The sequence below is a fragment of the Clostridia bacterium genome, assembly GCA_017620395.1.
In the GTDB taxonomy this organism is placed as follows: Bacteria; Bacillota; Clostridia; order Oscillospirales; family RGIG8002; genus RGIG8002.
This window is the reverse complement of sequence record JAFZQJ010000013.1, coordinates 42661-62767: the sequence shown is the minus strand read 5'-3', so window position 1 is coordinate 62767 and position 20107 is coordinate 42661. Positions and strand designations below refer to the sequence as shown.

General features: G+C 58.7%; 20 protein-coding genes. 8 read left to right on the top strand and 12 right to left on the bottom strand.

The genetic code is table 11. The features are described from left to right. Nucleotides 1-3: 3 nt before the first annotated feature. From atpG to atpC, 3 genes are read left to right on the top strand one after another with little or no spacing between them, the layout of a single operon-like run. Nucleotides 4-903, top strand: coding sequence for an ATP synthase F1 subunit gamma (gene atpG / locus J5441_02345; protein MBO4933994.1), 900 nt, complete (start codon nt 4-6; stop codon nt 901-903). After that, nucleotides 900-2294, top strand: a complete 1395-nt coding sequence (gene atpD / locus J5441_02340; protein MBO4933993.1) for a F0F1 ATP synthase subunit beta — start codon at nt 900-902, stop codon at nt 2292-2294. Before atpG ends, atpD begins: the two co-directional genes overlap by 4 nt. Then, the gene (atpC, locus tag J5441_02335) at nt 2291-2710 is read left to right on the top strand and encodes an ATP synthase F1 subunit epsilon (protein MBO4933992.1); all 420 of its coding nucleotides are present in this window, start codon (nt 2291-2293) and stop codon (nt 2708-2710) included. The genes atpD and atpC overlap by 4 nt, the downstream gene beginning before the upstream one ends. A 172-nt stretch (nt 2711-2882) precedes the next feature. Here the strand turns inward: atpC and J5441_02330 are convergent, their stop codons facing one another. Then, nucleotides 2883-3746 (bottom strand): DegV family protein, encoded by an 864-nt coding sequence (locus tag J5441_02330; GenBank protein ID MBO4933991.1) that lies wholly within the window; start codon nt 3744-3746, stop codon nt 2883-2885. A gap of 232 nt (nt 3747-3978) precedes the next feature. Here J5441_02330 and J5441_02325 point away from each other — a divergent pair, with 232 nt between their 5' ends. Beyond that, nucleotides 3979-4581 (top strand): DUF1836 domain-containing protein, encoded by a 603-nt coding sequence (locus tag J5441_02325; GenBank protein MBO4933990.1) that lies wholly within the window; start codon nt 3979-3981, stop codon nt 4579-4581. A 91-nt stretch (nt 4582-4672) separates the two neighbouring features. On the opposite strand, the gene J5441_02320 is transcribed toward J5441_02325, so the two are convergent. Further along, nucleotides 4673-4912 (bottom strand): hypothetical protein, encoded by a 240-nt coding sequence (locus J5441_02320; GenBank protein MBO4933989.1) that lies wholly within the window; start codon nt 4910-4912, stop codon nt 4673-4675. A 144-nt stretch (nt 4913-5056) separates the two neighbouring features. Here J5441_02320 and J5441_02315 point away from each other — a divergent pair, with 144 nt between their 5' ends. The 4 genes from J5441_02315 to J5441_02300 all read left to right on the top strand — a co-directional run bounded on the left by J5441_02315 (nt 5057) and on the right by J5441_02300 (nt 10323). Further along, entirely contained in the window at nt 5057-5884 is an 828-nt protein-coding gene (locus tag J5441_02315) for a metallophosphoesterase (GenBank protein ID MBO4933988.1), read from the top strand. A gap of 87 nt (nt 5885-5971) precedes the next feature. Then, nucleotides 5972-6472 carry a hypothetical protein gene (locus J5441_02310; GenBank protein ID MBO4933987.1) on the top strand — a complete coding sequence of 167 codons (501 nt, stop codon included), beginning with the start codon at nt 5972-5974 and terminating at the stop codon, nt 6470-6472. A gap of 42 nt (nt 6473-6514) precedes the next feature. Continuing rightward, a complete protein-coding gene (locus J5441_02305; GenBank protein ID MBO4933986.1) occupies nt 6515-7483 on the top strand; it encodes a hypothetical protein in 969 nt (322 codons plus the stop codon). Nucleotides 7484-7662: 179 nt separating this feature from the next. Next, complete coding sequence (locus J5441_02300) at nt 7663-10323, top strand: ATP-binding cassette domain-containing protein (protein MBO4933985.1); 2661 nt, start codon at nt 7663-7665, stop codon at nt 10321-10323. A 57-nt stretch (nt 10324-10380) separates the two neighbouring features. Here J5441_02300 and J5441_02295 read toward each other — a convergent pair whose 3' ends face one another. The 10 genes from J5441_02295 to J5441_02250 all read right to left on the bottom strand — a co-directional run bounded on the left by J5441_02295 (nt 10381) and on the right by J5441_02250 (nt 20082). Beyond that, entirely contained in the window at nt 10381-10674 is a 294-nt protein-coding gene (locus J5441_02295; protein MBO4933984.1) for a DUF2007 domain-containing protein, read from the bottom strand. A gap of 4 nt (nt 10675-10678) precedes the next feature. Then, nucleotides 10679-11446, bottom strand: a complete 768-nt coding sequence (locus tag J5441_02290; GenBank protein ID MBO4933983.1) for a metallophosphoesterase — start codon at nt 11444-11446, stop codon at nt 10679-10681. A gap of 3 nt (nt 11447-11449) precedes the next feature. Then, complete coding sequence (gene pepD, locus J5441_02285; GenBank protein MBO4933982.1) at nt 11450-12895, bottom strand: beta-Ala-His dipeptidase; 1446 nt, start codon at nt 12893-12895, stop codon at nt 11450-11452. A 197-nt stretch (nt 12896-13092) separates the two neighbouring features. Next, the gene (gene radA, locus J5441_02280) at nt 13093-14463 is read right to left on the bottom strand and encodes a DNA repair protein RadA (protein ID MBO4933981.1); all 1371 of its coding nucleotides are present in this window, start codon (nt 14461-14463) and stop codon (nt 13093-13095) included. 4 nt (nt 14464-14467) lie between these two features. Next, on the bottom strand, nt 14468-15214 hold the full coding sequence (locus J5441_02275) for an N-acetylmuramoyl-L-alanine amidase (GenBank protein ID MBO4933980.1): 747 nt from the start codon (nt 15212-15214) through the stop codon (nt 14468-14470). Between the two features lie 45 nt (nt 15215-15259). Then, nucleotides 15260-15826, bottom strand: coding sequence for a hypothetical protein (locus J5441_02270; protein MBO4933979.1), 567 nt, complete (start codon nt 15824-15826; stop codon nt 15260-15262). 23 nt (nt 15827-15849) lie between these two features. Next, complete coding sequence (locus J5441_02265) at nt 15850-16557, bottom strand: tRNA 2-thiocytidine(32) synthetase TtcA (GenBank protein MBO4933978.1); 708 nt, start codon at nt 16555-16557, stop codon at nt 15850-15852. A gap of 35 nt (nt 16558-16592) precedes the next feature. Continuing rightward, the gene (locus J5441_02260; GenBank protein ID MBO4933977.1) at nt 16593-18833 is read right to left on the bottom strand and encodes a topoisomerase IV; all 2241 of its coding nucleotides are present in this window, start codon (nt 18831-18833) and stop codon (nt 16593-16595) included. A 64-nt stretch (nt 18834-18897) separates the two neighbouring features. Beyond that, nucleotides 18898-19296, bottom strand: a complete 399-nt coding sequence (locus J5441_02255; protein ID MBO4933976.1) for a methylglyoxal synthase — start codon at nt 19294-19296, stop codon at nt 18898-18900. Between the two features lie 51 nt (nt 19297-19347). Next, nucleotides 19348-20082, bottom strand: a complete 735-nt coding sequence (locus J5441_02250; GenBank protein MBO4933975.1) for an AAA family ATPase — start codon at nt 20080-20082, stop codon at nt 19348-19350. Between the last annotated feature and the right edge of the window lie 25 nt (nt 20083-20107).

The following is a 20107-nucleotide window of genomic DNA, read 5'->3' as shown; positions in this document are numbered from 1 at the left end:
GGAATGCCTGACGTAAAAGAACTGAAAAACCGCATAGAGGGCATAACCGAAATGCGGAAAATAACGAACGCGATGTACCTCATCGCCTCCGTCAAGCTGCGGCAGGCGAAGGAAGAGCTTGAGAGGACGCGCCCGTTTTTCGACGTCGTGCGCCATGAGTTGAAGCGCGTTTTCCGCGCCGACGAAGCGGAAAAGAGCGAGTACTTTTTTCCCGCCTACGGCGGCAAGCGCGACGACGAGACGACCGTCGGGTTTCTCGTGATAACCGCGGACAAGGGGCTTGCCGGCGCATACAGCCGCGACGTTATTAAAGAGGCGCTCGCCCGCGCCCGTGCGTGTACCGAGGCGGACAGCACCAAGCTGTTTGTAGTCGGAGAATACGGCAGGCAGTACCTCCGCAACCGTTCGATACCCTTCGCGGAGGAGTTCGATTTCCCGGCGCGCAATCCGTCGTACCACCGTGCGCACGAGATAAGCGTCGAGCTGCTGAAGCGCTACGACAGCGGAGAGATAGACGAACTGCGGGTGCTTTACACGGACTACGAGAACGGCATGACCACAAAGATCAAGGAAGCCCGCATACTGCCGTTTGAGCGCTGTGATTTTGCGGAGGGCGCGGATGACAGCGCGGAATACGAATTCATACCGTCTATCGGGCAGGTGCTCGAAAGGGCGGTCACAGGTTACGTCAGCGGCTTCATTTTCAGCGCTATGGTGGACAGCTTCTGCAGCGAGCAGAGCGCGCGTATGAGCGCGATGGACGTTGCGAACAGGAATGCGTCCGACCTGCTTGCGGAGCTGAAGCTCCGGTATAACCACGAGCGTCAGAGCGCGATAACAAACGAAATAACGGAGATCTCATCCGGATATAAGCACAGGAGAAGGGAGGCGTCAAAGGCGTGACGGGCAAAATAGTGAGGATCGCGGGTTCGGTCGTCGACGTCGCGTTCGACGGCGGACTCCCGAGAATAAACGAGGCGCTGACCGCCGAGCTTTCCGGCGGCAGGCGCGTTATGGAGGTCGCGCAGCATATCGGAGGCGGTATGGTCCGCTGCGTGCTGCTTTCCGGCGGCGAAGGGCTTTATCGCGGGCTGGAGGTCGAAGCGACGGGAGACGGAATACGCGTTCCCGTCGGCGAAGCGGTGCTCGGCAGGATGCTGAACGTTACCGGCGAGCCCATCGACGGCGGCGAGCCTATACCGGATTCCGCCGAGCGCTGGAGTATCCACCGCAAAGCGCCTTCTTTCGACGAGCAGAACCCCGCGGTCGAGATACTGGAGACCGGCATGAAGGTCATCGACCTGCTCGGCCCGTACCCCAAGGGCGGTAAGATCGGACTTTTCGGCGGTGCGGGCGTCGGCAAAACGGTGCTCATTCAGGAGCTCATCCACAACGTCGCCGTCGAGCACGGCGGATACTCCGTCTTCGCCGGAGTCGGCGAACGCTCCCGCGAAGGCAACGACCTCTGGCGCGAGATGAAGCAGAGCGGAGTCATTTCCAAAACCGCACTCGTTTTCGGCCAGATGAATGAGGCGCCCGGCGTCAGAATGCGCGTCGCGCTTTCGGGGCTTACGATGGCGGAATACTTCCGCGACCGCGAGGATAAGGACATTCTTTTCTTTATTGATAATATATTCCGTTTCGTTCAGGCCGGCAGCGAGGTCTCCACGCTGCTCGGCAGAATGCCTTCCGCAGTCGGCTATCAGCCGACGCTCGCGGGCGAAATGGGTGCCCTGCAGGAGCGCATAACCTCAACGAAGCGCGGCTCGGTCACCTCCGTACAGGCGGTCTACGTTCCCGCGGACGACCTGACCGATCCGGCGCCCGCGACGACGTTTTCGCACCTTGACGCTACCACCGTCCTGAGCCGCAAAACGGCGGAGCAGGGCATATACCCGGCGGTCGATCCGCTGGAATCAAGCTCCCGCATCCTCGACCCGACCGTTGTCGGCAAGGAGCACTACCGCATTGCGCGTTCGGTGCAGGAGCTGCTTGAAAAATACCGCGAGCTGCAGGACATCATCACCATCCTCGGCGTTGAGGAGCTCGGCGAGGCGGACCGCAAGGTCGTAAGCCGAGCCAGACGCGTGCAGCGTTTCTTCGCGCAGCCGATGTTCGTCGCCGAGAAGTTCACCGGCGTCAGCGGTTTGTATATCCCGCTTGAAGACACGCTCCGCAGCTTCGATATGCTGCTCTCGGGCGAGCTTGACGGCTGCCCGGAGGAGGCGTTCTATAACATCGGTACCGCCGAGGACGTGCTTGCTAAGGCGAAGCGGCTGGAGGGCGGCAGATGAACACGTTTAACCTGCGCATCCTTGCCGCAGACCGCCCGTTTTACGAGGGCGAATGCGCTGCGCTGCGCGTTCAGCTCGAGGACGGGCAGTACGGCGTCCTTGCCGGGCACGCGCCCGTTGTCGCCGCCGTCGTACCCGGCGTGATGAAATACACGCTGCCTGACGGCAACGCGGAAACGGTATACGTTTCCGACGGCATCCTGCGCGTGAACAAAGACGACGTGCTCGTGCTGACCTCGACCGCCGAGCGTCCGGACGAGATTGACGCAAAACGCGCCGAGCGCAGTATGGAGGCGGCGCGTGAGGCGATCCTCCATCGCAAGACCGAGGAGGAGTACAAGCAGGCCGAGGCGAGACTCGCGCGCGCGATCGCGCGCCTGAAGGCGAAGGGGAAAAGCCTTGATATGAGTGAATGAATACTGAAGATTGAAGACTTAAAAATGAATAATGAAGGTGCCAATCGGCATGCCGATTTGAATAATTCAAAGCCGCTTTCTGAGAAAGCGGCTTTGTTCCTTAATTATTAATTATTCATTATTCAATCTTCAGTATTCATTACGTCCCCGCTCCGCGGGCAGGGCGGTTTTGTCACTTACGGGTCCCGAGGAAGAATAAGGCCAGCGTGCCGGGACCGGAGTGAGCTCCGATGACGGGGCCGATGTCGGTTATAAGCTCGGCGGTGACGCCGAACTCCTCGGTGACTTTCTCCTCAAGCAGTCTCGCGTCGTCGATGCAGTCGCCGTGAGAGATGAAATAGACGGGTTTCTCCTCCATAGCGAGTTCTTTCATTTTCGCGAGCATCGTGTTCAGCGACATACGTCTGCCGATGACCTTGTGGACGGGAATCAGGTGTCCGTCGTCGTCGACGTGCAGCACCGGCTTGATATTCAGCGCGGCGCCGAGAATTGCGGAGGTCGCACTGACGCGCCCGCCGCGCTTGAGATATTTCAGATCGTCCACCGTGAACCAGTGGCACATATGCGGTACTTTTTCGCGGATATCGGCGGCATTTTCGTCGAGCGAAAGACCGTTTTTGAAGTTCTTAACAGCGTACCAGACGAGCAATCCCTGTCCGGCGGAGGCGGCGAGGGAGCTGACGACTTCAACGCGGCGGCGGGGAAACCGTTCCGCGAGCGCCTGCGCGGCCTTGACGGCGGCGTTTACGGTGCTGCTCAAGCCGAGCGAAAAACCTATATAGAGTATATCCTTGCCGCCGTCGAGCACGGGGGCGAAGGCGTTTGTGAAATCGTCCTCGTTCGCGGCGGAGGTCTTGAAGACCGCGCCGTCGCGCATCTCGCGGTAGAAGTCCGGAGTCGGCATCTGCGCCTGCGTGTATTCGGCGGTTTCTCCGTCCCTGCGGAAGCGCAGGTCGACGCATCCGACCTCCCATTCCTCCAGCAGCTTCGGCGAAATATCGCATCCCGTGTCGGTGAAAAGAACGTAGTTTTGCATATATAATCAGTCCTCCGCGCAAATAATTGCAAATACAATATCAAGTAATATCAAAGATTAGTTTAACACACTTACGTCATTATGTCAATACCGGACCGCTCGACAAAATATCGAAAAATTCGTGAAAACGCGGTTCCATCGCGAAATCTGCTAAAAAACTTTGCTTTTTTGCTTGTATCCGTGATTATTTGGTAGTATAATATCAGTATCTTATCAAGCGAAGGGTGAGATTATGAATTACGATAACGACCTTGTCGCCGGCAAGCTTCGCCGCTGGGAAAAGTATCTGAACGATTACCGCCTTCCCGATTGGGAGAATATCCCCGATTTCGGGCTCTATATGGAGCAGGTGCTCGCTCTGCTGACCGAATACCTTGACTACCTTCCGCCGGAGATAAAGGAGGAGCGCTTTATAACCGCCGCGACGATAAACAACTACGTTCGCAATAAGTTTATGCCGGAGCCGGTAAAAAAGAAGTATTACCGCGTGCATATAGTTTATCTTATTATGATATGCACGCTCAAGCAGAGCCTCAGCATCGCTACGCTGCAGAAGATGATCCCCGTTGGCATATCCGAGGAAGAGGTCAAGAAAATATACGACGCTTACGCGCTCCGCCACCGTATCGCCGCGGAGTACTTCGTGGGTCAGGTCCGCATTATCGCCGCGCCGCTGCTCGGGCACGACGAAAGGGCTATCGAGGAGTCCGTGCACAGCACGGAGGACCTCATTTCGCTCAGCACGATACTCAGCGGACTCTGCGGCCTGCTCGCGGAAAAGCTGCTTCTGCTGGACGGAGTTCCGATGTCTGAGGAAGCGGTCAGACTTCCATAACTTCCAAATGCAGCTTCCGTGAACGTTACCGTACAAAAAGAGAGCGCTATCCGTGCGGATAACGCTCTTTTCTTTTTCCGTTCAGTCGGTTTTATACGACGCCGATGAAGCGCAGCACGCAGAGTATCGCGCCGACGATCGCGTATATGCCCATCAGCGAGCCGACGACGTAGAAGACGACGCCGACGATGGCGATCTTGCTGAGCACGGTGAAAAGCCAGCCGATGACCGCGCAGATGATCAGGAATATCAGCAGCTGCACGAGGAAGGAGATAAGGTTGCCCTTCTTGATCTTGAACGGCGTAGGCCACAGTTTTTTGATGAGATCCATTATTATACCCCTTTCTGTTTTATGGGAATATTTTACCACGGGGCGGGCGTGATTTCAATATTTTTTTGGTTCGCGGGCGGAATTATTTAATGTTGCAAAATACGCAAACATATTGTATAATCAAAAAGAAACGAGGTGAAGCGTATGGACGTTTTCCGCGATCCGTTCTACAGAATCGTCGACAGCGAAATAGTTATCCCCGGCGTCGCGGGAACGCATACGCTCATGCAGGTCAGCGATCTGCACCTCGCGGTTTCGGACGAACTGTCGGATGAAGCGGAACGCGAAACAGCCGCTTCGCGCGAGGCGAACTGGATGACGCTGCGCGAGGACTTCACCCGCTGGCACAGCGAGCCGTTTGACGATTCCAAGCGCATCCCGAGCGCGGAGGTGCTGAAAAAGATGCTTGCGCTCGCGGAGGCGATGCGTCCGGACGTCCTGATAATGACGGGCGATATGCTCGATTTCGTCGGCCCCGCGGGAGTCCGCGCTATGCGCGCGGCGCTCGCCGGCTACGGCGGCAGGCTGATCTACGTAGACGGCAACCACGACGCCGGCGGCGGCGGAGTGCGCGATGGCGGCGCCGAGGTTGCGCGCCTCGACGGCTTCACCGTAGTCGGAGTGAATAACGGCGGGCTGACCGTTTCAGACGCCGGGCTTGCGGATCTGAAAGCGCTCTGCACCGAGGGCGCGCCGCTCATAGTCGCGCAGCACGTTCCCGTGCTGACCGAAACGAGCCGCGAAAAGATCGCCGGCTTCGGCGAATACTTCTATATCGGCGCGGATTCCGAAAAAGCCAACGCCGCGGAATTCGTCCGCCTCGAGCGGGATGAAACAGCGGTCAAGGCGGTGCTCTGCGGACATCTTCACTGCTTCGTCCGCAGCGAGATCGCGCCAGGCAAGCCGCAGCTCTGCGCCTCGTCCGCGCTCTGCGGTTTCGTCCACCGGGTGACCGTGAAGGGCTGCGCGTAGCTTCTCGTAACGTTTTATCGCGGCGAAGCCGTTTGATAAATAATCAAACTCAAATGCCCGGCACGGCCGGTGCGGAAGGAGGACAATATGAAAAAAACGCTGAGGATCGCGCTCGCGCTTATGCTGACGCTCGCGTTGCTGTTCGCCGCCGGCTGCAGCGGCAAGGGCGGTAACGAAAGCGGAAACGCGCCCGCCGGCACGACTCCGGACTTCGGCGAAGGCGTGACCTATATCAGCGACGCGCTGTATTACACCTACTACCTTGCCTTCACCACGAATTCGGACGAGTATAACGGCAAGAAGTTCGCTGTCGACGGAATGTTCCACGTCACGAAGTTCGAGGGCGGCGAGACAATGCAGGTTTTCCGCTATCATCGCGAGGTAGACCCTGCGGACGGCAAAGAATACGCCTACTACCGCGGCTTTATGCTGAGGGGTGACAAGGTCCCCGCCGACACGCCCGAGAAGGCGTGGATCCGCGTTGTCGGAACGCTTAACTCGGAACGCCACGATGATCACTATCACGTTTTCCTTGACGTCGAGAGCTTCGAGCTGCTCGATACGCCGGGGCAGGAGTACGTTGAGTAACTGTTATTCAGTTAAAAATACAAAAAAAGGAAGGGGGAGCTTATGAACAACAAACAGATCTACAAAAAGACGCTCGGCTTCTCGCTTCGCCGCCTGCTGTGGGATTTCCTCGCGCTCGTGGCGTTCGCGGGACTCAGCACAGTCGGTTACGTGATCGGAGACAGAGCCGCGAAGAACGGCCCGATAGGACTTCTTATCGGCGCACTTGTCGGGCTTGTCGTTCTAATCATCGTGCTGCGCTTCGTGTCCTTCATGCTGAAGGCGGGGCAGATCGCGATGATGACGCGCGGCATAACCGAAGGCGAACTGCCGGATAACGTCGTCGCGGAGGGTAAAAAGACCGTCCGTGAGCGCTTCGTTACGCTCGCGGTCTACTTCGCGATCACCGGCGCGATCAAGGGCATCTTCCGCCAGCTCGGCAGACTTATCACCAAGCTCGGCGAGAGCATCGGAGGCGACACCGGAGGCACCGTCGGCAGCGCGATCAGCTCGATAATGCAGACGATAGTCAACTACCTCAGCGACTGCTGCCTCGGCTGGATCTTCTACCGCAAGGACGAAAAGCCCGCCAAAGCCGCCTGCGAAGGCGCCGTGATCTTCTTCAAGCACGGCAAGACCTTCTTCAAGAATATGGGCAGAGTATTCGGCATCGGGCTCGCTTCGCTGATACTCATCGGCGGCGTGTTCTTCGGCGGCTGCTACCTTTTCATGAGCGGACATCAGGAGCTTTACGCGAACCTTGCTTCGCAGATTTCCGAGAAGCTCGCCGGCGAGACCGGCTGGCTGGCGCAGGCGCTGCAGGACCCCAAAGCGCTTCCCGTCATCTTCTCGGTCATCGGCGCGCTCATCCTCTGGTCGATCGTCCACTCGATTTTCATAAAGCCGTTCGTCCTGACCGGCGTGCTGAGAAACTACATCGAGTCGGGTATGAACGATATCCCCTCGGAGCAGAGCTTCTCCGAGCTTGACTCCAAATCCAAGAAGTTCCGCAAGCTGCACGATCAGATCTGACGCGCAGGCGTAATTCTCAGGTGCGCAAATCAGAAAACAATGACGTATAAATATCTAAAATCGTAAAATGTTTTAATAAGATGATTGACAATTTATTGGTTGTCTGATTGTTTTCTTATAACGAACTATATGGCGGCGGTAACCGCCGCCATATAAGCAAAGATTCTTAGATAATCACTATGATTACATTAAAAGAGCTCACTAAAGTCTATAAAAACGCAAACGACGCCGCAGCTCTCGGCGGGGTTTCTTTTACTTTGGGCGAGCGCGGGCTCGTCTTCTTCACCGGCAAGTCCGGCTGCGGCAAGACGACGCTGCTTAATATAATAGGCGGACTTGATTCCCTCACTGACGGCGACATGCTTATCGACGGCGTCTCGGTGAGGGATTTTTCATCTGCGCAGTACGACTCGTACCGCAATTCACGCATCGGGTTCATTTTTCAGGAATATAACCTGCTCGACGAGCTTACCGTTGCGGAAAATATCGCTCTCGCGCTTGAGCTGCAAAACGGAAAAGCGACTGCGGAGCGCATAAACACCGCTCTCGAAAGCGTCGATTTAGCGGGCTGCGGAGACCGGAAGCCGGACCAACTCTCCGGCGGACAGCGTCAGCGCGTTGCAATAGCCCGCGCACTCGTCAAATCGGCGGATATAATAATCGCGGATGAGCCGACGGGCGCCCTTGATTCAGAGAACTCACGTCAGGTATTCGAGATATTGAAACGCCTCTCGCGCGAACGTCTCGTCATCGTCGCTTCTCACGACAGCGCGGCGGCAGAGGAATACGCCGACAGGATAATCACCATGTCCGACGGTATGATCGCGGGTGACAGCGGTGGAGAAGACGTGAAGCAGCCCTCGGGCAAAAACGCCGATGATAAAAGGAACCGACTTCCCGACCGTATTGCGCTGCGGCTTGCGCTGAACTCTGTAAAAAGTAAAAAACTGCGTCTTGCGGCAGTCATACTTCTTTCCGTCTTTTCACTCACGCTTGTCGGCGCCGCCGACGCGTTTGCGTCTTACTCTCGCGGCAACGCGCTGCTGCGCGCGCTTTGTGATGGCGGCGGAGATTACGTCAGCGTGAAGAAGGAGGCGTTTCGCGAATACGAAGGCGTTTCCGGCTGGTACGGCGACGGTTATATGATAACGCCGGACGAACTCGACGCGCTCGGAGCAAAGACCGGCAGGCTCGTCAAGGGTGTCTACAAGCCGCCGTTTACCGAACTGACGCTTGAACTCAACTACGCTTCCACTGTCGTGACAGCAGAGAATTACAATAAGTATATGCCGGCTTTTTCCGGATTTGCGGAACTTGCCGAGGGCGAACCCGAGCAGCTCGGGATGGAGCTTATCGCCGGCAGACTGCCGGACGGGAACAAGCCCGAGATCGCCATAAGCAAATACGCCGCCGAGTCGTTCGTCGGTGCGGGTTACCGCTTTTTCACAGGCCCTGAAATAGTCGTAACTCATTCTTCTGAGGACATGATTGAAACGGAAGAAAAAGAATTCAAAACATGGGATGAGTGGGTGCAATCGCCTGAACATGATCCGGAAAAGAAGGCCGTGCTCATTGATTGGGAAAATACCGCTACAGAGACTGCTTTGATAAACGCGCCTGATGAAATGATAGGCAAAACGATCTTCCTCGGCGAACGCAATTACACCGTGACGGGTATAATCGATACCGGATTCGACAGCGGCCGCTATGCCGGCGCCGTCGACCGCTCGGCTCTGGAGAAAAGCGAAAAGCCCGATCTCAAGCAGCTTATCAAAAGCGGCGCATTCGAGCGCGAGCGCGATTACGGAGTCGAAACGCTCGCCTTTGTCGGCAAGGGACGGATCGCGGAGATAGTCTCGCGGTATCCTTCGGTCGTTTCGCTTGGCGACGGAAAGCTGAATATCGAAAATAAATACGGCCTTTCATTTTCGACAGGCAGCGTCGCCCGCATCGGCGGTGTTGATATGAAAAAAGCGGGCGGTCTGCTGTATAAGCCGGACCCCGTTGACAAGCTCACCGACAACGATATAGTAACTATATACAACGCGATAAATATGGTTTCGCTTCGGGCTGCAAATCCGGGTGTGTCGGATGAAGAGCTGAAGTCAAATCTGAAACTGCTGCTTACCTATGCTGACGGCAGGACGTCTTATTACACCGCAGGACAGAGAATAATCACATACATTTATCCCGGACGCGGCGACGACGGACACCTCTACCCGACCGGCGATACGGTCATCGTTTCCGACGCGGTTTTCGACGCGCTCGCAGATGGGAGAGAGGGATTGTATTCATTCGCGCTCGTTTCGCTGCCGCGCGACAAGGACGGGATAAAACGTCTGCTGGGCGACTGTTCCGGTTTCTCCGAAAGCGCGCGTTTCGCCGTAATGAATGCTGTTACCTTTCAGATGGACGCCCTTGAGGATACGGTCAGCAGCGCAGCCCGCATTTCCGGGATAATCGGCATTGCGCTCGCGGTCTTTGCCGCCGCATTGATGTTCAACTTCATCTCGGTCAGCATAACACAGAAGAAACGTCAGATAGGTATAATGCGCGCTATGGGAGCGCGCGGAGCAGATGTTTTCAGAGTGTTCCTTTACGAAAGTTTATTTATCGCGGCGGTCAACATGCTTCTCGCGTGCGCTCTGACCGCGGCGCTCTCGGCTACAGCCAATACCGTGCTTGCAGACAGCTTCGGATTGCTGTTCCCGCTGATGACGTTCGGGCCGCGGCAAATAGGTATCATCGCAGCGCTCGGCTTCGGAATCGCGCTGTTGTCGAGTTTTATACCGATAGCCGCAATCTCGCGGCAAAAGCCGATTGACGCGATAAGACAATAGATGATAATAAAAGAGCCGGAAGCGATCGCTTCCGGCTCTTTTATTATCCGTCATGCGTCAGAATACGGTGAACGGGTGCTTTTTGATGCCGTCGCCGCCGTCGGCGTCGCGGTCGAAGAACGCCTTGACCAGCTCCGCCGCGCGCTCGAAGTCGGCTTCGGAAACGTACAGCTCACGACCGAAGACGGTGTAGCCCATCGTTACCTTCATGAAGCCGCCGAGCCCGAGATCCTTGACGAGCACGGGGATACCCTCGTCCTTCAGCAGCCCGACTATCATCTGGCTTTCGGTGAAGTCGCTGACGGTGGTCAGCAGCTTAAGTTTGATTTCCTGTTTTTCTTCTTTTGCCATAATATCAGTCCAGACGCGGTTTGACCTTCAGCCCGTGCGGTTCGACGCCGCACTTGCGGGTGTCGGGATCGATCTCAAGTATGCCGAAGGTGAGCATATCGCCCTCGCATATCGCGGGCTGGGTGTAATACATAACGCCGCCCACGGGGCGCAGTCGCCCTTCGTGGTAATGGCCGGAGACGACAAGCGGCACCTTGCCGCTTCTCTCGATTATCGCTCGCACCTCGGCGGCGTTGTCCGGCGCGTAGACGTCGGGCTTCTCCGGAGTACCGAGGTCGTCGAGGCAATGGTGGCAGACGATTATCGCCCACTTGAAGTCCTCTCGCGAGAGCACGCGTTCGAGCCAGACGAGGCGGCTTTCGCTTACGTGCGCAACCGTCCAGTCGCGCGGCGCGCCGCCCTCCGGTGAGTAGTTGGCGTCAAGCACGACGAAGCGGACGTCTCCGCGCTTGAAGGAGTAATCCGCGGCGGGGAGCCCGAGCGTCTGCACGAGTTCGTTTCGGGGCATAGCCCAGAGGTCGTGGTTGCCGATGGCGTGATAGACCGCCAACGGTTGCGAGTCGAGCGCCTTCAGAACGCGGCGCAGGTCGGAGCGGTCGATGTCGCGCTTGCCGGAGCCGTTGACGAGGTCGCCCAGATTCAGTATGAAATCGCAGCCGGAAACCTCCGTTATGAATCTGTCGAGGCGGTCGAGCGCACCGGAGGTGCGTCTGCCGTCATAGTCTGCGACGGCGGAGGAGTAGTGCAAATCGGCGAGCAGTGCTACCTTCATATATCAGATCTTCCTTTCGATAAGCGCCTTGACGTAGTCGTATACGCGTCCGGCGGAGTCGGCGTCGAGCCGTTCGGCAGCGGTATGCACGTCGCGGAGCGTCGGGCCGATGGAAACGCAGTCGGCGCCGCCGAGCTTCGCGGCGATGACCGCGGCTTCAAGTCCCGCGTGGATCGTGCCCACGAGCGGACGCGAGCCGTACATCTCTTCATATACCTTCACGCAGAGATCGCGGAGCGGGGAATCCTGACGGAACTCCCACGCGCCGTAGCTGCTTGAAACGACCGTTTTTCCGCCCGCGAAGGCGAAGAGGGATTCAAGCCGCATATGCAGCTCCTCGGCGGCGCTGTCGATCATGCTGCGGAGCATGAAGGTCAGCTTCATGCCGTTTTCGTCGAGCTTGAGGATGCCGAGGTTGAGCGAGGTCTCGACCATGTCGTCAAGCCCGTCACACATACGGACGATCCCGTCCGGCGCCTGATACCACGCGAAGAGCAGCCGTTCCTGATCCGCCGGCGTCAGCACGCGGCAGTCCGCAACGCCGGCGGGCGCGAGCGCGATCGTCATACCCGGATCGGAAAGCGAGTATTCGTGTTTTATCGCCTCCGCGGAGGCGTTTATCGCGGCGGCGATCGCGTCGCCGTCGGAGTCGGAGATGAAGAGCGCCTCCGCTTTGCGCGGGATGGCGTTGTCGAAGAAGCCGCCCTCGGCGCAGGAAAGTCGGAAGTCGGCGCGGAACTGAAGCTCGGTCAGCAGGCGGGCGAGCACCTTGTTCGCGTTCGCGCGCTGCGCGATTATCTCGGTGCCGGAGTGGCCGCCGATGAGTCCCTGCACGGTCAGCTTGTAGAGCATGCCGTGTATCTCTTCGGATTCGGCGCCGAATTCGCCGGTCAGGCATATGCCGCCGGCGCATCCGGTGGTGATGACGCCTTCCTCCTCGCTGTCGAGGTTGAGCAGGCGCCTGCCGCGCAGCATGGAAACGTCGAGCGCGTTCGCGCCGATCATGCCGATCTCCTCGTCGGTGGTGAAGACGCATTCGAGGCGCGGATGCGAGAGCTCATTATCGTCGAGCAGGGCGAGCATCATCGCGACCGCGATGCCGTCGTCCGCGCCGAGACTCGTCCCCTCCGCGCCGACAAGGCCGTCCTCGACCTTCAGGCGAAGCGCCTGCGTTTTGAAGTCGAAGTCTGCGTCGTCGTCCTTCGCGCACACCATATCGAGATGTCCCTGCAGAATCAGCGCGGGCTCGGCCATCCTGCCGGGCGTGGCTTCGGAGATTATCACCACGTTGTTCGCACCGTCGCGGTGGTGCTCCAGCCGGCGCTCCTCGGCGAAGCGCTCGACGAAGTCGGCGATGCCGTTCATATTTCCGGAGCCGTGCGGAATGGCGCTGATGCGCTCGAAAATCTCAAACATTTTGCGCGGTTCAAGTCCGCGGAGAACGTCCATAAAATGACCTCCAAAGTGATTTTCGCGGAATAAAGCCGTCCGCGCGGCAGAGAATAATCGTGGATTTCAAAAGAAAGGGGAGAGCGCCGTTGATACCCTGCGCGAAAGAATGCGTTTATCAGCTTGAGGGCTGCTGCGGGCTGGAGCAGGTCTACGGAGCCGGCGGGGACGCCGACTGCGCCTATTTCATCGCGCGGTCAGTCGCCGAAAAGCCTGCCGCACGCCTCGAAAACGGATTTGACGGGGATGAGGTTCAGCTTCGTAGAGAAGCCGTCGGGGAGCGTGCGGACGGTGTGCGCCGGCAGCACGCAGTCGGTGAAGCCGAGGCGTTCGGCCTCGGTGATGCGCTTGACGGCGCCGCTGACGCCGCGTACTTCGCCGCCGAGTCCGACCTCGCCGAAGATGAGCGTCGTTTCGGGAACCGCGGCGTTCTTCAGCGCGGAAACGAGCGCGGCGCAGACGCCTAAATCGGCGGCGGGCTCGTCGATCTTCAGTCCGCCGACGGCGTTGACGTAGACGTCATTGACCGAGAAGCGGTAGCCGCAGCGCTTTTCAAGCACCGCGAGCAGCATCGCGAGGCGGTTGTAGTCGAAGCCGTTGGCCATCCTGCGCGGATTGCCGAAGCCGGTCGGAGTTACGAGCGCCTGCGTTTCGGTGAGTATCGGGCGGCTGCCTTCGACGAGGCAGATTACGCAGTTGCCGCTCGTGCCGCGGGGCCTGTCCTCCAGCAGCTTCGCGGAGGGATTCTCCACCTCGGCGAGTCCGCGGTCGGTCATTTCGAAAACGCCGATCTCGTTGGTCGAGCCGAAGCGGTTTTTCACCGCGCGGAGTATGCGGTAGCTCATGCTGCGCTCGCCTTCGAAGTAGAGCACGGTGTCTACCATATGCTCCATCACCTTCGGGCCGGCGATCGCGCCCTCCTTGTTGACGTGGCCTACGATGAATACGCTTATCTCGTTCGACTTCGCGCATTCGGTCAGCCGCATGGTGCATTCGCGCACCTGCGAAACGCTGCCCGTCGAGGAGGTCACCGCGGAGCAGTACATAGTCTGTATCGAATCTATTATAACTATCTCGGGCGCGGCGGAGTTTATCGCCTCGATGACGGAATCGATGTCGGTTTCGTTGAGAATGTATATCTCGCCGCCGTTAACTCCGAGACGCTCGGCGCGCATCTTCAGCTGTCTTGCGGATTCCTCGCCGGAGACGTAAAGCAGCTTGCGCTTTCCGCCGACCGTTCCGCAGAGCTGGAGCAGCAGGGTGGACTTGCCTATGCCGGGATCGCCGCCGACGAGCGTGACGGAGCCCTTGACGATGCCGCCGCCCATAACGCGGTCGAGCTCACCTATACCGGTAGAGGAGCGGTCCTCGCCCTTCGCGGAAACGTCGTTTATGTGCGCCGGCGCGGTGAATGCGCGCGAAGGTTTGGCGTTGGCGGCCTTCTTCGGCTCCTCGGCGCGCACCTCCTCTACGAAGGTGCTGAACTCGCCGCAGTCGGGGCAGACGCCCATCCAGCGCAGCTCCTCGTGTCCGCAGGAAGAGCAAACGAATACGGTTTTGGTTTTCAAGGGGTTACCGCCTTTCAGCCATGCTTTCGCCGAAGAATCCCTCCGCGACGCCCTTCGCTATCGCGAAGGCGATCTCGGCGCGGCTTTCCGGTTTGGAGAGCGTCAGCGCGTCGAGCGGGTCGGAGAGGAATCCGCATTCAACGAGGATGGCGGGGTTCTTTGCGTTGTTGAGTATATAAACGGAGCTGCCCGCGGTCTTTACGCTGCGGGCGTTTTCTTTTCTCAATTCAGCGAGTGACTCGCGGACGCTTTCCGCGAAGGCGCGGCTGCGTTCGCCGTTCGGAGCGCAGAAGACCTGCGCGCCGCGTGCGACGCCCTTTCCTGCGTAGGAGTTCTGATGAACGCTCACGCAGAGGTCGACGTCGCCGGCGTTTATCGCTTCCACTCGCGTTTGAAGGTCGGACTGCTTGCGCTTTCCCTCGCCGGTGTGCAGCGAAACGTCCGTTTCGCGCGTCATCCGCACGCGGAAGCCCATCAACCGCAGCACGTCGCGCAGCTTCAGAGCGATGTCGAGGTTAAGCTCCTTCTCGAGCAGTCCGCCTGCGCCGGACGCGCCTCCGTCCTCGCCGCCGTGTCCGGCGTCAATGAGGATGAGCGGAGCGTAGGTTCTCGCGGGGGAGCCGTTTGCCGGCGAAGCGGCGAGCTTCAGCGCCGCGAGCGTAAAGAGCGCGGCGAGGAATGCCGCGAACGCGCAGGCGAAAAGCCGCGCGAGCGTTGATTTGCTTATCCTTGAACGGAAATACTTTTTCATACGCACCCTCCCGGATAATACTATTGCGGAAGGGGCGCGTGTATGTTATCTGTCGCGGTAAAAGATTTTCGGCAGCTTGACGCGCTTGACGACGACCAGCCAATAGGAAAGCTCCACGACGCAGATCATTATCAGCGGCGGGAAGAAGGGCGTCAGCCAGGACTTCTGATAAAACGCGAGCAGGAAGCCGAATACGGGGCCGTAGAAGATGTTGTGCGGGAAGCGCATCGCCTCATAGAAGTTCGTGTTCAGGAAGACTCCCGCGCCGGTCAGCGCGGTGAAAGCGCTGAAAAGAAGCGGCAGCGCGAAAACTATTCCCGCCGCCTTCAGCGCGAGCCATCTGTCGACGGGGGCTTCGTTGAAGGGCGAGTGTATCTTTTCACCTATCGGGCCCATATAACCGAGCGTCAGCGCGAAGTGTATAAGCAGGGTGAACGCCCCGAGTATAACGCAAGGGATGACACGCGGCACGGTCACGTTGCCGTCCGCGGAGGTCGAGGTCACCACGCGTGTGAAGGGCAGGTTGATGAAGAATACCATGAAGTCCACGGCGAGATACCAGCCGAGTACCTTGAGTATCATTTTTCCGAGCGTTACGCTGTCGTTGTTCATATCGTTTTCCTTTCGGTGGGGTATTACCACCCGTTGAGGTGGGAGCGGCGGATCGCGCCGAAAATCTTATTCATCGTGCCGCGCTTTTCCTTCTCGAGAGCGAGAAGCATTTCCTTCGTCTCCTGGCGGGAGGTCTCGCCGTCGGCGGGGCAGCGCTGGCGGAGTATCGGCAGCTTCAGGCGGTTCGCGGCGCCGACGACGTCGCGTTCCGGCATAAGCGCGAGCGGACGGATGACTGTGATATCCTTGCGGTCGAGGTATGTCATCGGCGCGAAAACGCCGAGCCGCCCCTCGTAAAGCATATTCATCACGAAGGTCTCCAGCAGATCGTCGCGGTTGTGCCCGAGCGCGACCTTGTTGCAGCCGAGCTCCTTGGCCGCGTCGTGCAGCGCTCCGCGGCGCATGCGCGCGCAGAGGGAGCAGGGGGAGTCCTCCTGCCGTATATTGAAGACGATCTGCCCTATCTGCGTTTCGCGGACGCGGTATTCGATCCCCTCGTTCGCTAAAAACTCCGCGAGCGGAGCGAAGTCCGTCTTCTCGTCAAAGCCCATATCCAGCGTTATCCCGACGAGCGAAAAGTCTATGCCGCAGAAGCGTTTGAATGCGTTCAGCGCGCAGAGCAGCAGCACGGAGTCCTTGCCGCCGCTGACGCCTACCGCGATGCGGTCGCCGTCGGATATGAGCTTGTAATCTTCAACTGCGCGGCGCAGGTATGACAGCACTCGCTGCATAAAAACGTCCTTTCGTCGGGTTCGGGTTCTGCCCGTCAGAATATCGACAGCTGCTTGTTCAGTTCGTCGCCCTCCGCGGGCTTCGCGCCTGCGGCGGGGAGGTTCTTGACGCGGTAGCGGTGCGGCGAGGAGAGCGAGCCTTCCTCGTAGACGCGGACGCCCGCGACCTTGTGCTGCGGCTTCATTGACATAACGGCGACGCCGATGGTATCCTTCGAGGTCTTCAGCGGCACCTGCGCGGCGTCGATGAGCAGCAGCTTGCCGTTCGTGGAGTTGAGCAGCAGCAGGAGGTTGCCCTCCGTTTCGGTGAAGGCGGCGACCAGCGGGCTCTTGTCGCTGTAAGCGGAGATAAGACGCTTGCGGTTGGTCTTCGTCTCGTAGCTCTTCAGCGCGATGCGTGCGCACTTGCCGTTCTCGAAGAAGAAGAGTATGCTGCCGGAGTAGTCCTTCGTCGCGACCATATAGACGGGGAGCTCGTCCTCGTCCATGCCGAGCTTGACGGGCAGGAAGTCGCCGATGAGGGAAATCTTAGTATCCGCGAAGTTATACGCCTTCGCCTTATAGACCTGATGCTTGTCGGTGAAGAAGAGCAGGTCGGTGCAGTTGGTTATCTCCGCGGACTGCGCGATGAAGTCGCCCTCCTTGAGCTTGTGCTCGCCGCTCATGCGGAGCGAAAGCGGGGTGACCTTCTTGAAGTAGCCGTCCTTCGTCATGAAGACGGTGACGGGGTAGTCGTCCGGCTCGTCCGCCGCGGCGACGGTCGGCTCCTCGAAGTTGTAGATGATCTCGGTCTTGCGCGGCATGCCGTACTTCGCCTTGACCTCGAGCAGTTCGCCGCGGATTACCGCACGCTGCTTCTCGGGGCTTTTCAGTATCTCGCCGAGGCGCTTGACCTCGGATTTGAGCTCGCTTATCTCCTTGGTGCGCTTGAGGATGTATTCGCGGTTGAGGTGGCGCAGCTTGATCTCCGCGACGTACTCCGCCTGCGTTTCGTCGATGCCGAAGCCGATCATCAGGTTGGGCACGACCTCCGCCTCCTCGGCGGTGTCGCGGACGATGCGGATGGCCTTGTCGATATCGAGCAGTATCAGCTCGAGGCCTTCGAGCAGGTGGAGGCGGTCGGAGAGCTTCTGCCGGTCGAAGTAGATGCGGCGCTTGACGCACTCGATGCGGAAGGCGATCCACTCGAGCAGGAGCTGGCGAACGCCGAGCACGCGGGGCGAGCCCTCGATCAGCACGTTGATGTTCGCGGAGAAGGTGTCCTGCAGCGTGGTGGAGGCGAAGAGGCGCTCCATCAGCTTCTCGGGCTCGGCGCTTCCGCGCAGGTCGATCGTCAGGCGCAGACCGTTGATGTCTGTCTCGTCGCGGATGTCGCGTATCTCTTTGAGTCCTCCGCCCTTGATAATGTCGATTATCTTATCCTTTACCGCCTCGACGGTGGTCGTCGGCGGGAGCTGGGTGATCTCGATGCGGTTGCCGGATTTGTCGTAGCTCCAGACTGAGCGTATTTTGAAGCTGCCGCTGCCGGTCTCGATGACCTTGTTCATCTCCTCGGCGTTGTAGATGAGCTTGCCGCCGCCGGGGAAATCGGGCGCCTTCAGCACGGAGGCGACGTCGAAGTCCTCGTTTTCGAGCAGCTCGACGGTGACGTCGATTATCTCCGCGAGATTGAATGAGGGAATGTTCGACGCCATGCCGACGGCGATGCCGACGGTGGGGTTGCAGAGTATCGCGGGGAAGGTGACGGGCAGCAAACGCGGCTCGGTGGTCGTGTTGTCGTAGTTGGGGATGAAGTCGACGGCGTCGCGGTTGATGTCGCGGAAAAACTCGGAGGTTATCTTCGCGAGCTTCGCCTCGGTATAACGCGCGGCGGCGTACTTCATATCGCGGGAATACGCCTTGCCGAAGGAGCCCTTCGACTCCACCAGCGGGTGCAGCAGCGATTCGCAGGCGCGGGTAAGACGCACCATCGTTTCGTAGATGCCGGCGTCTCCGTGCGGGTTGTAGCGCATCGTCTGGCCGACGATGTTCGCGGACTTGACGAAGCCGCCCTCCGAGAGCCCCATCTTATACATGGTATAGAGGAGCTTGCGGTGAGAGGGCTTCAGGCCGTCTATTTCGGGTATGGCGCGGGAGGCGATAACGCTCATGGCGTAAGGCATATAGTTCTCCCGCAGGGTTTCGGTGATCTTCTGGTCAAGAACGGTGCCGGCGCCGGATATTTCGGCGTTCGGGTTTACTGCGTTCTTCGGCACGGGCTTTTTGGTACGCGCCATCGGTTCACATCCTGTTTCTCATAGTCGGTCTTCTCACAGAGAAGTTTTTTCGCGCGAAGAAGCGTCAACGACCTCTGCGCGGTTTCAGATTATAGCGCCAGTCGAGGTCTCCGCGCTGGAGCGCGAGTATAAGCACCTCCGCGCCGGCGATATTCGTCGCGTAGGGGATATTGTGCACGTCGCATATACGGGAGAAGTCGAGCGTCTCGTCCGCGGACTGTGGATCGCGGAAATATATCACCAGGTCGATCTCGTCGCATGAGATGCGGGCGAAAACCTGCTCGCCGCCGCCCTGCACTCCGCCGAGATACGGTTCGATCGTAAGGCCGGTCGCCTCGGAGATCTGGCGTGCGGTCGCGCCCGTGGCGCAGAGATTGTGCTTGCTGAGTATGCCGGCGTAGGCGATGCAGAACTGTATCATAAGTTCCTTCTTCTTGTCGTCTGCCATCAGCGCGATTTCCATATGATTACCTCCGTTTCGTGGAAAAATGCGTGTGAAAGGAATGGGATATTATCAGATGAGAAGCGGTACGCGCTCGCCGCAGAGACGTGCGGCGATGTTGCGCAGCTGCTTCGCTTCGCGGCTCTTGCCGGTGACGGGCAGCGTGTTTGCGCGGCGCGCTTTTTCGATCTCGTCGGTTTCGTAGATGATCCCGAGCAGTCTGGCGCAGCAGGCGTCCATGATCTGATCGGGGGACATGTCGCGGCGGTAAAGTCCCTTAGGATTGACTCTGTTCACCACGACGTAAAAGGGCTTGTCCGGACTCGAACGGCGCACGGCTTCCGCCGCTGCGGAAGCGGGAAGCGCGGATTCCGTCGGCGGATTCGTGATGATTACGACCTTGTCCGCAGCGGCCGCGGAGCTTTTCACGGAAGCGCCGACGCCGGCGGGGCAGTCGTATATGATGAAGTTGTATTTCTTCGCGGCTTCGCCGGCGAGCTTTTTAAGAAACTCCGCGTTCGGAACGTAATCGGAATCCTTCGCGCCGGGAATTAGGGCGAGCTTGCCTTTTCCGGCGACGTCGACGACCGCGTCGTCAAAGGAGCAGTTTCCGCGCTCGATATCGGAAAGATCGTATATGAAACTGTCGCTTTTGCGCAGGATGATATCGGCGTTGCGCATACCGGAATCAGCGTCGACGATGAGCGCCGCTTTGCCGCGCAACGCGAGCGCGGTCGCGACGTTAACGCAGAAAAATGACTTTCCGACGCCGCCTTTTCCGGATATTACCGCGATAGACTGGATCACGTTTTCTCCCTCCGTTCTTTATCCT

Excerpts from the sequence above, each read along its gene's own strand:
- J5441_02305 (MBO4933986.1), top strand. The coding sequence starts at position 6,515 with ATGAACAACAAACAGATCTACAAAAAGACGCTCGGCTTCTCGCTTCGC.
- atpG (MBO4933994.1), top strand. The coding sequence starts at position 4 with ATGCCTGACGTAAAAGAACTGAAAAACCGCATAGAGGGCATAACCGAA.
- J5441_02320 (MBO4933989.1), bottom strand. The coding sequence starts at position 4,912 with ATGGATCTCATCAAAAAACTGTGGCCTACGCCGTTCAAGATCAAGAAG.
- J5441_02300 (MBO4933985.1), top strand. The coding sequence starts at position 7,663 with ATGATTACATTAAAAGAGCTCACTAAAGTCTATAAAAACGCAAACGAC.
- J5441_02270 (MBO4933979.1), bottom strand. The coding sequence starts at position 15,826 with ATGAACAACGACAGCGTAACGCTCGGAAAAATGATACTCAAGGTACTC.
- J5441_02325 (MBO4933990.1), top strand. The coding sequence starts at position 3,979 with ATGAATTACGATAACGACCTTGTCGCCGGCAAGCTTCGCCGCTGGGAA.
- J5441_02315 (MBO4933988.1), top strand. The coding sequence starts at position 5,057 with ATGGACGTTTTCCGCGATCCGTTCTACAGAATCGTCGACAGCGAAATA.
- J5441_02330 (MBO4933991.1), bottom strand. The coding sequence starts at position 3,746 with ATGCAAAACTACGTTCTTTTCACCGACACGGGATGCGATATTTCGCCG.
- J5441_02255 (MBO4933976.1), bottom strand. The coding sequence starts at position 19,296 with ATGGAAATCGCGCTGATGGCAGACGACAAGAAGAAGGAACTTATGATA.
- pepD (MBO4933982.1), bottom strand. The coding sequence starts at position 12,895 with ATGGACGTTCTCCGCGGACTTGAACCGCGCAAAATGTTTGAGATTTTC.
- atpC (MBO4933992.1), top strand. The coding sequence starts at position 2,291 with ATGAACACGTTTAACCTGCGCATCCTTGCCGCAGACCGCCCGTTTTAC.
- J5441_02290 (MBO4933983.1), bottom strand. The coding sequence starts at position 11,446 with ATGAAGGTAGCACTGCTCGCCGATTTGCACTACTCCTCCGCCGTCGCA.
- J5441_02265 (MBO4933978.1), bottom strand. The coding sequence starts at position 16,557 with ATGCAGCGAGTGCTGTCATACCTGCGCCGCGCAGTTGAAGATTACAAG.
- J5441_02295 (MBO4933984.1), bottom strand. The coding sequence starts at position 10,674 with ATGGCAAAAGAAGAAAAACAGGAAATCAAACTTAAGCTGCTGACCACC.
- J5441_02275 (MBO4933980.1), bottom strand. The coding sequence starts at position 15,214 with ATGAAAAAGTATTTCCGTTCAAGGATAAGCAAATCAACGCTCGCGCGG.
- J5441_02310 (MBO4933987.1), top strand. The coding sequence starts at position 5,972 with ATGAAAAAAACGCTGAGGATCGCGCTCGCGCTTATGCTGACGCTCGCG.
- J5441_02260 (MBO4933977.1), bottom strand. The coding sequence starts at position 18,833 with ATGGCGCGTACCAAAAAGCCCGTGCCGAAGAACGCAGTAAACCCGAAC.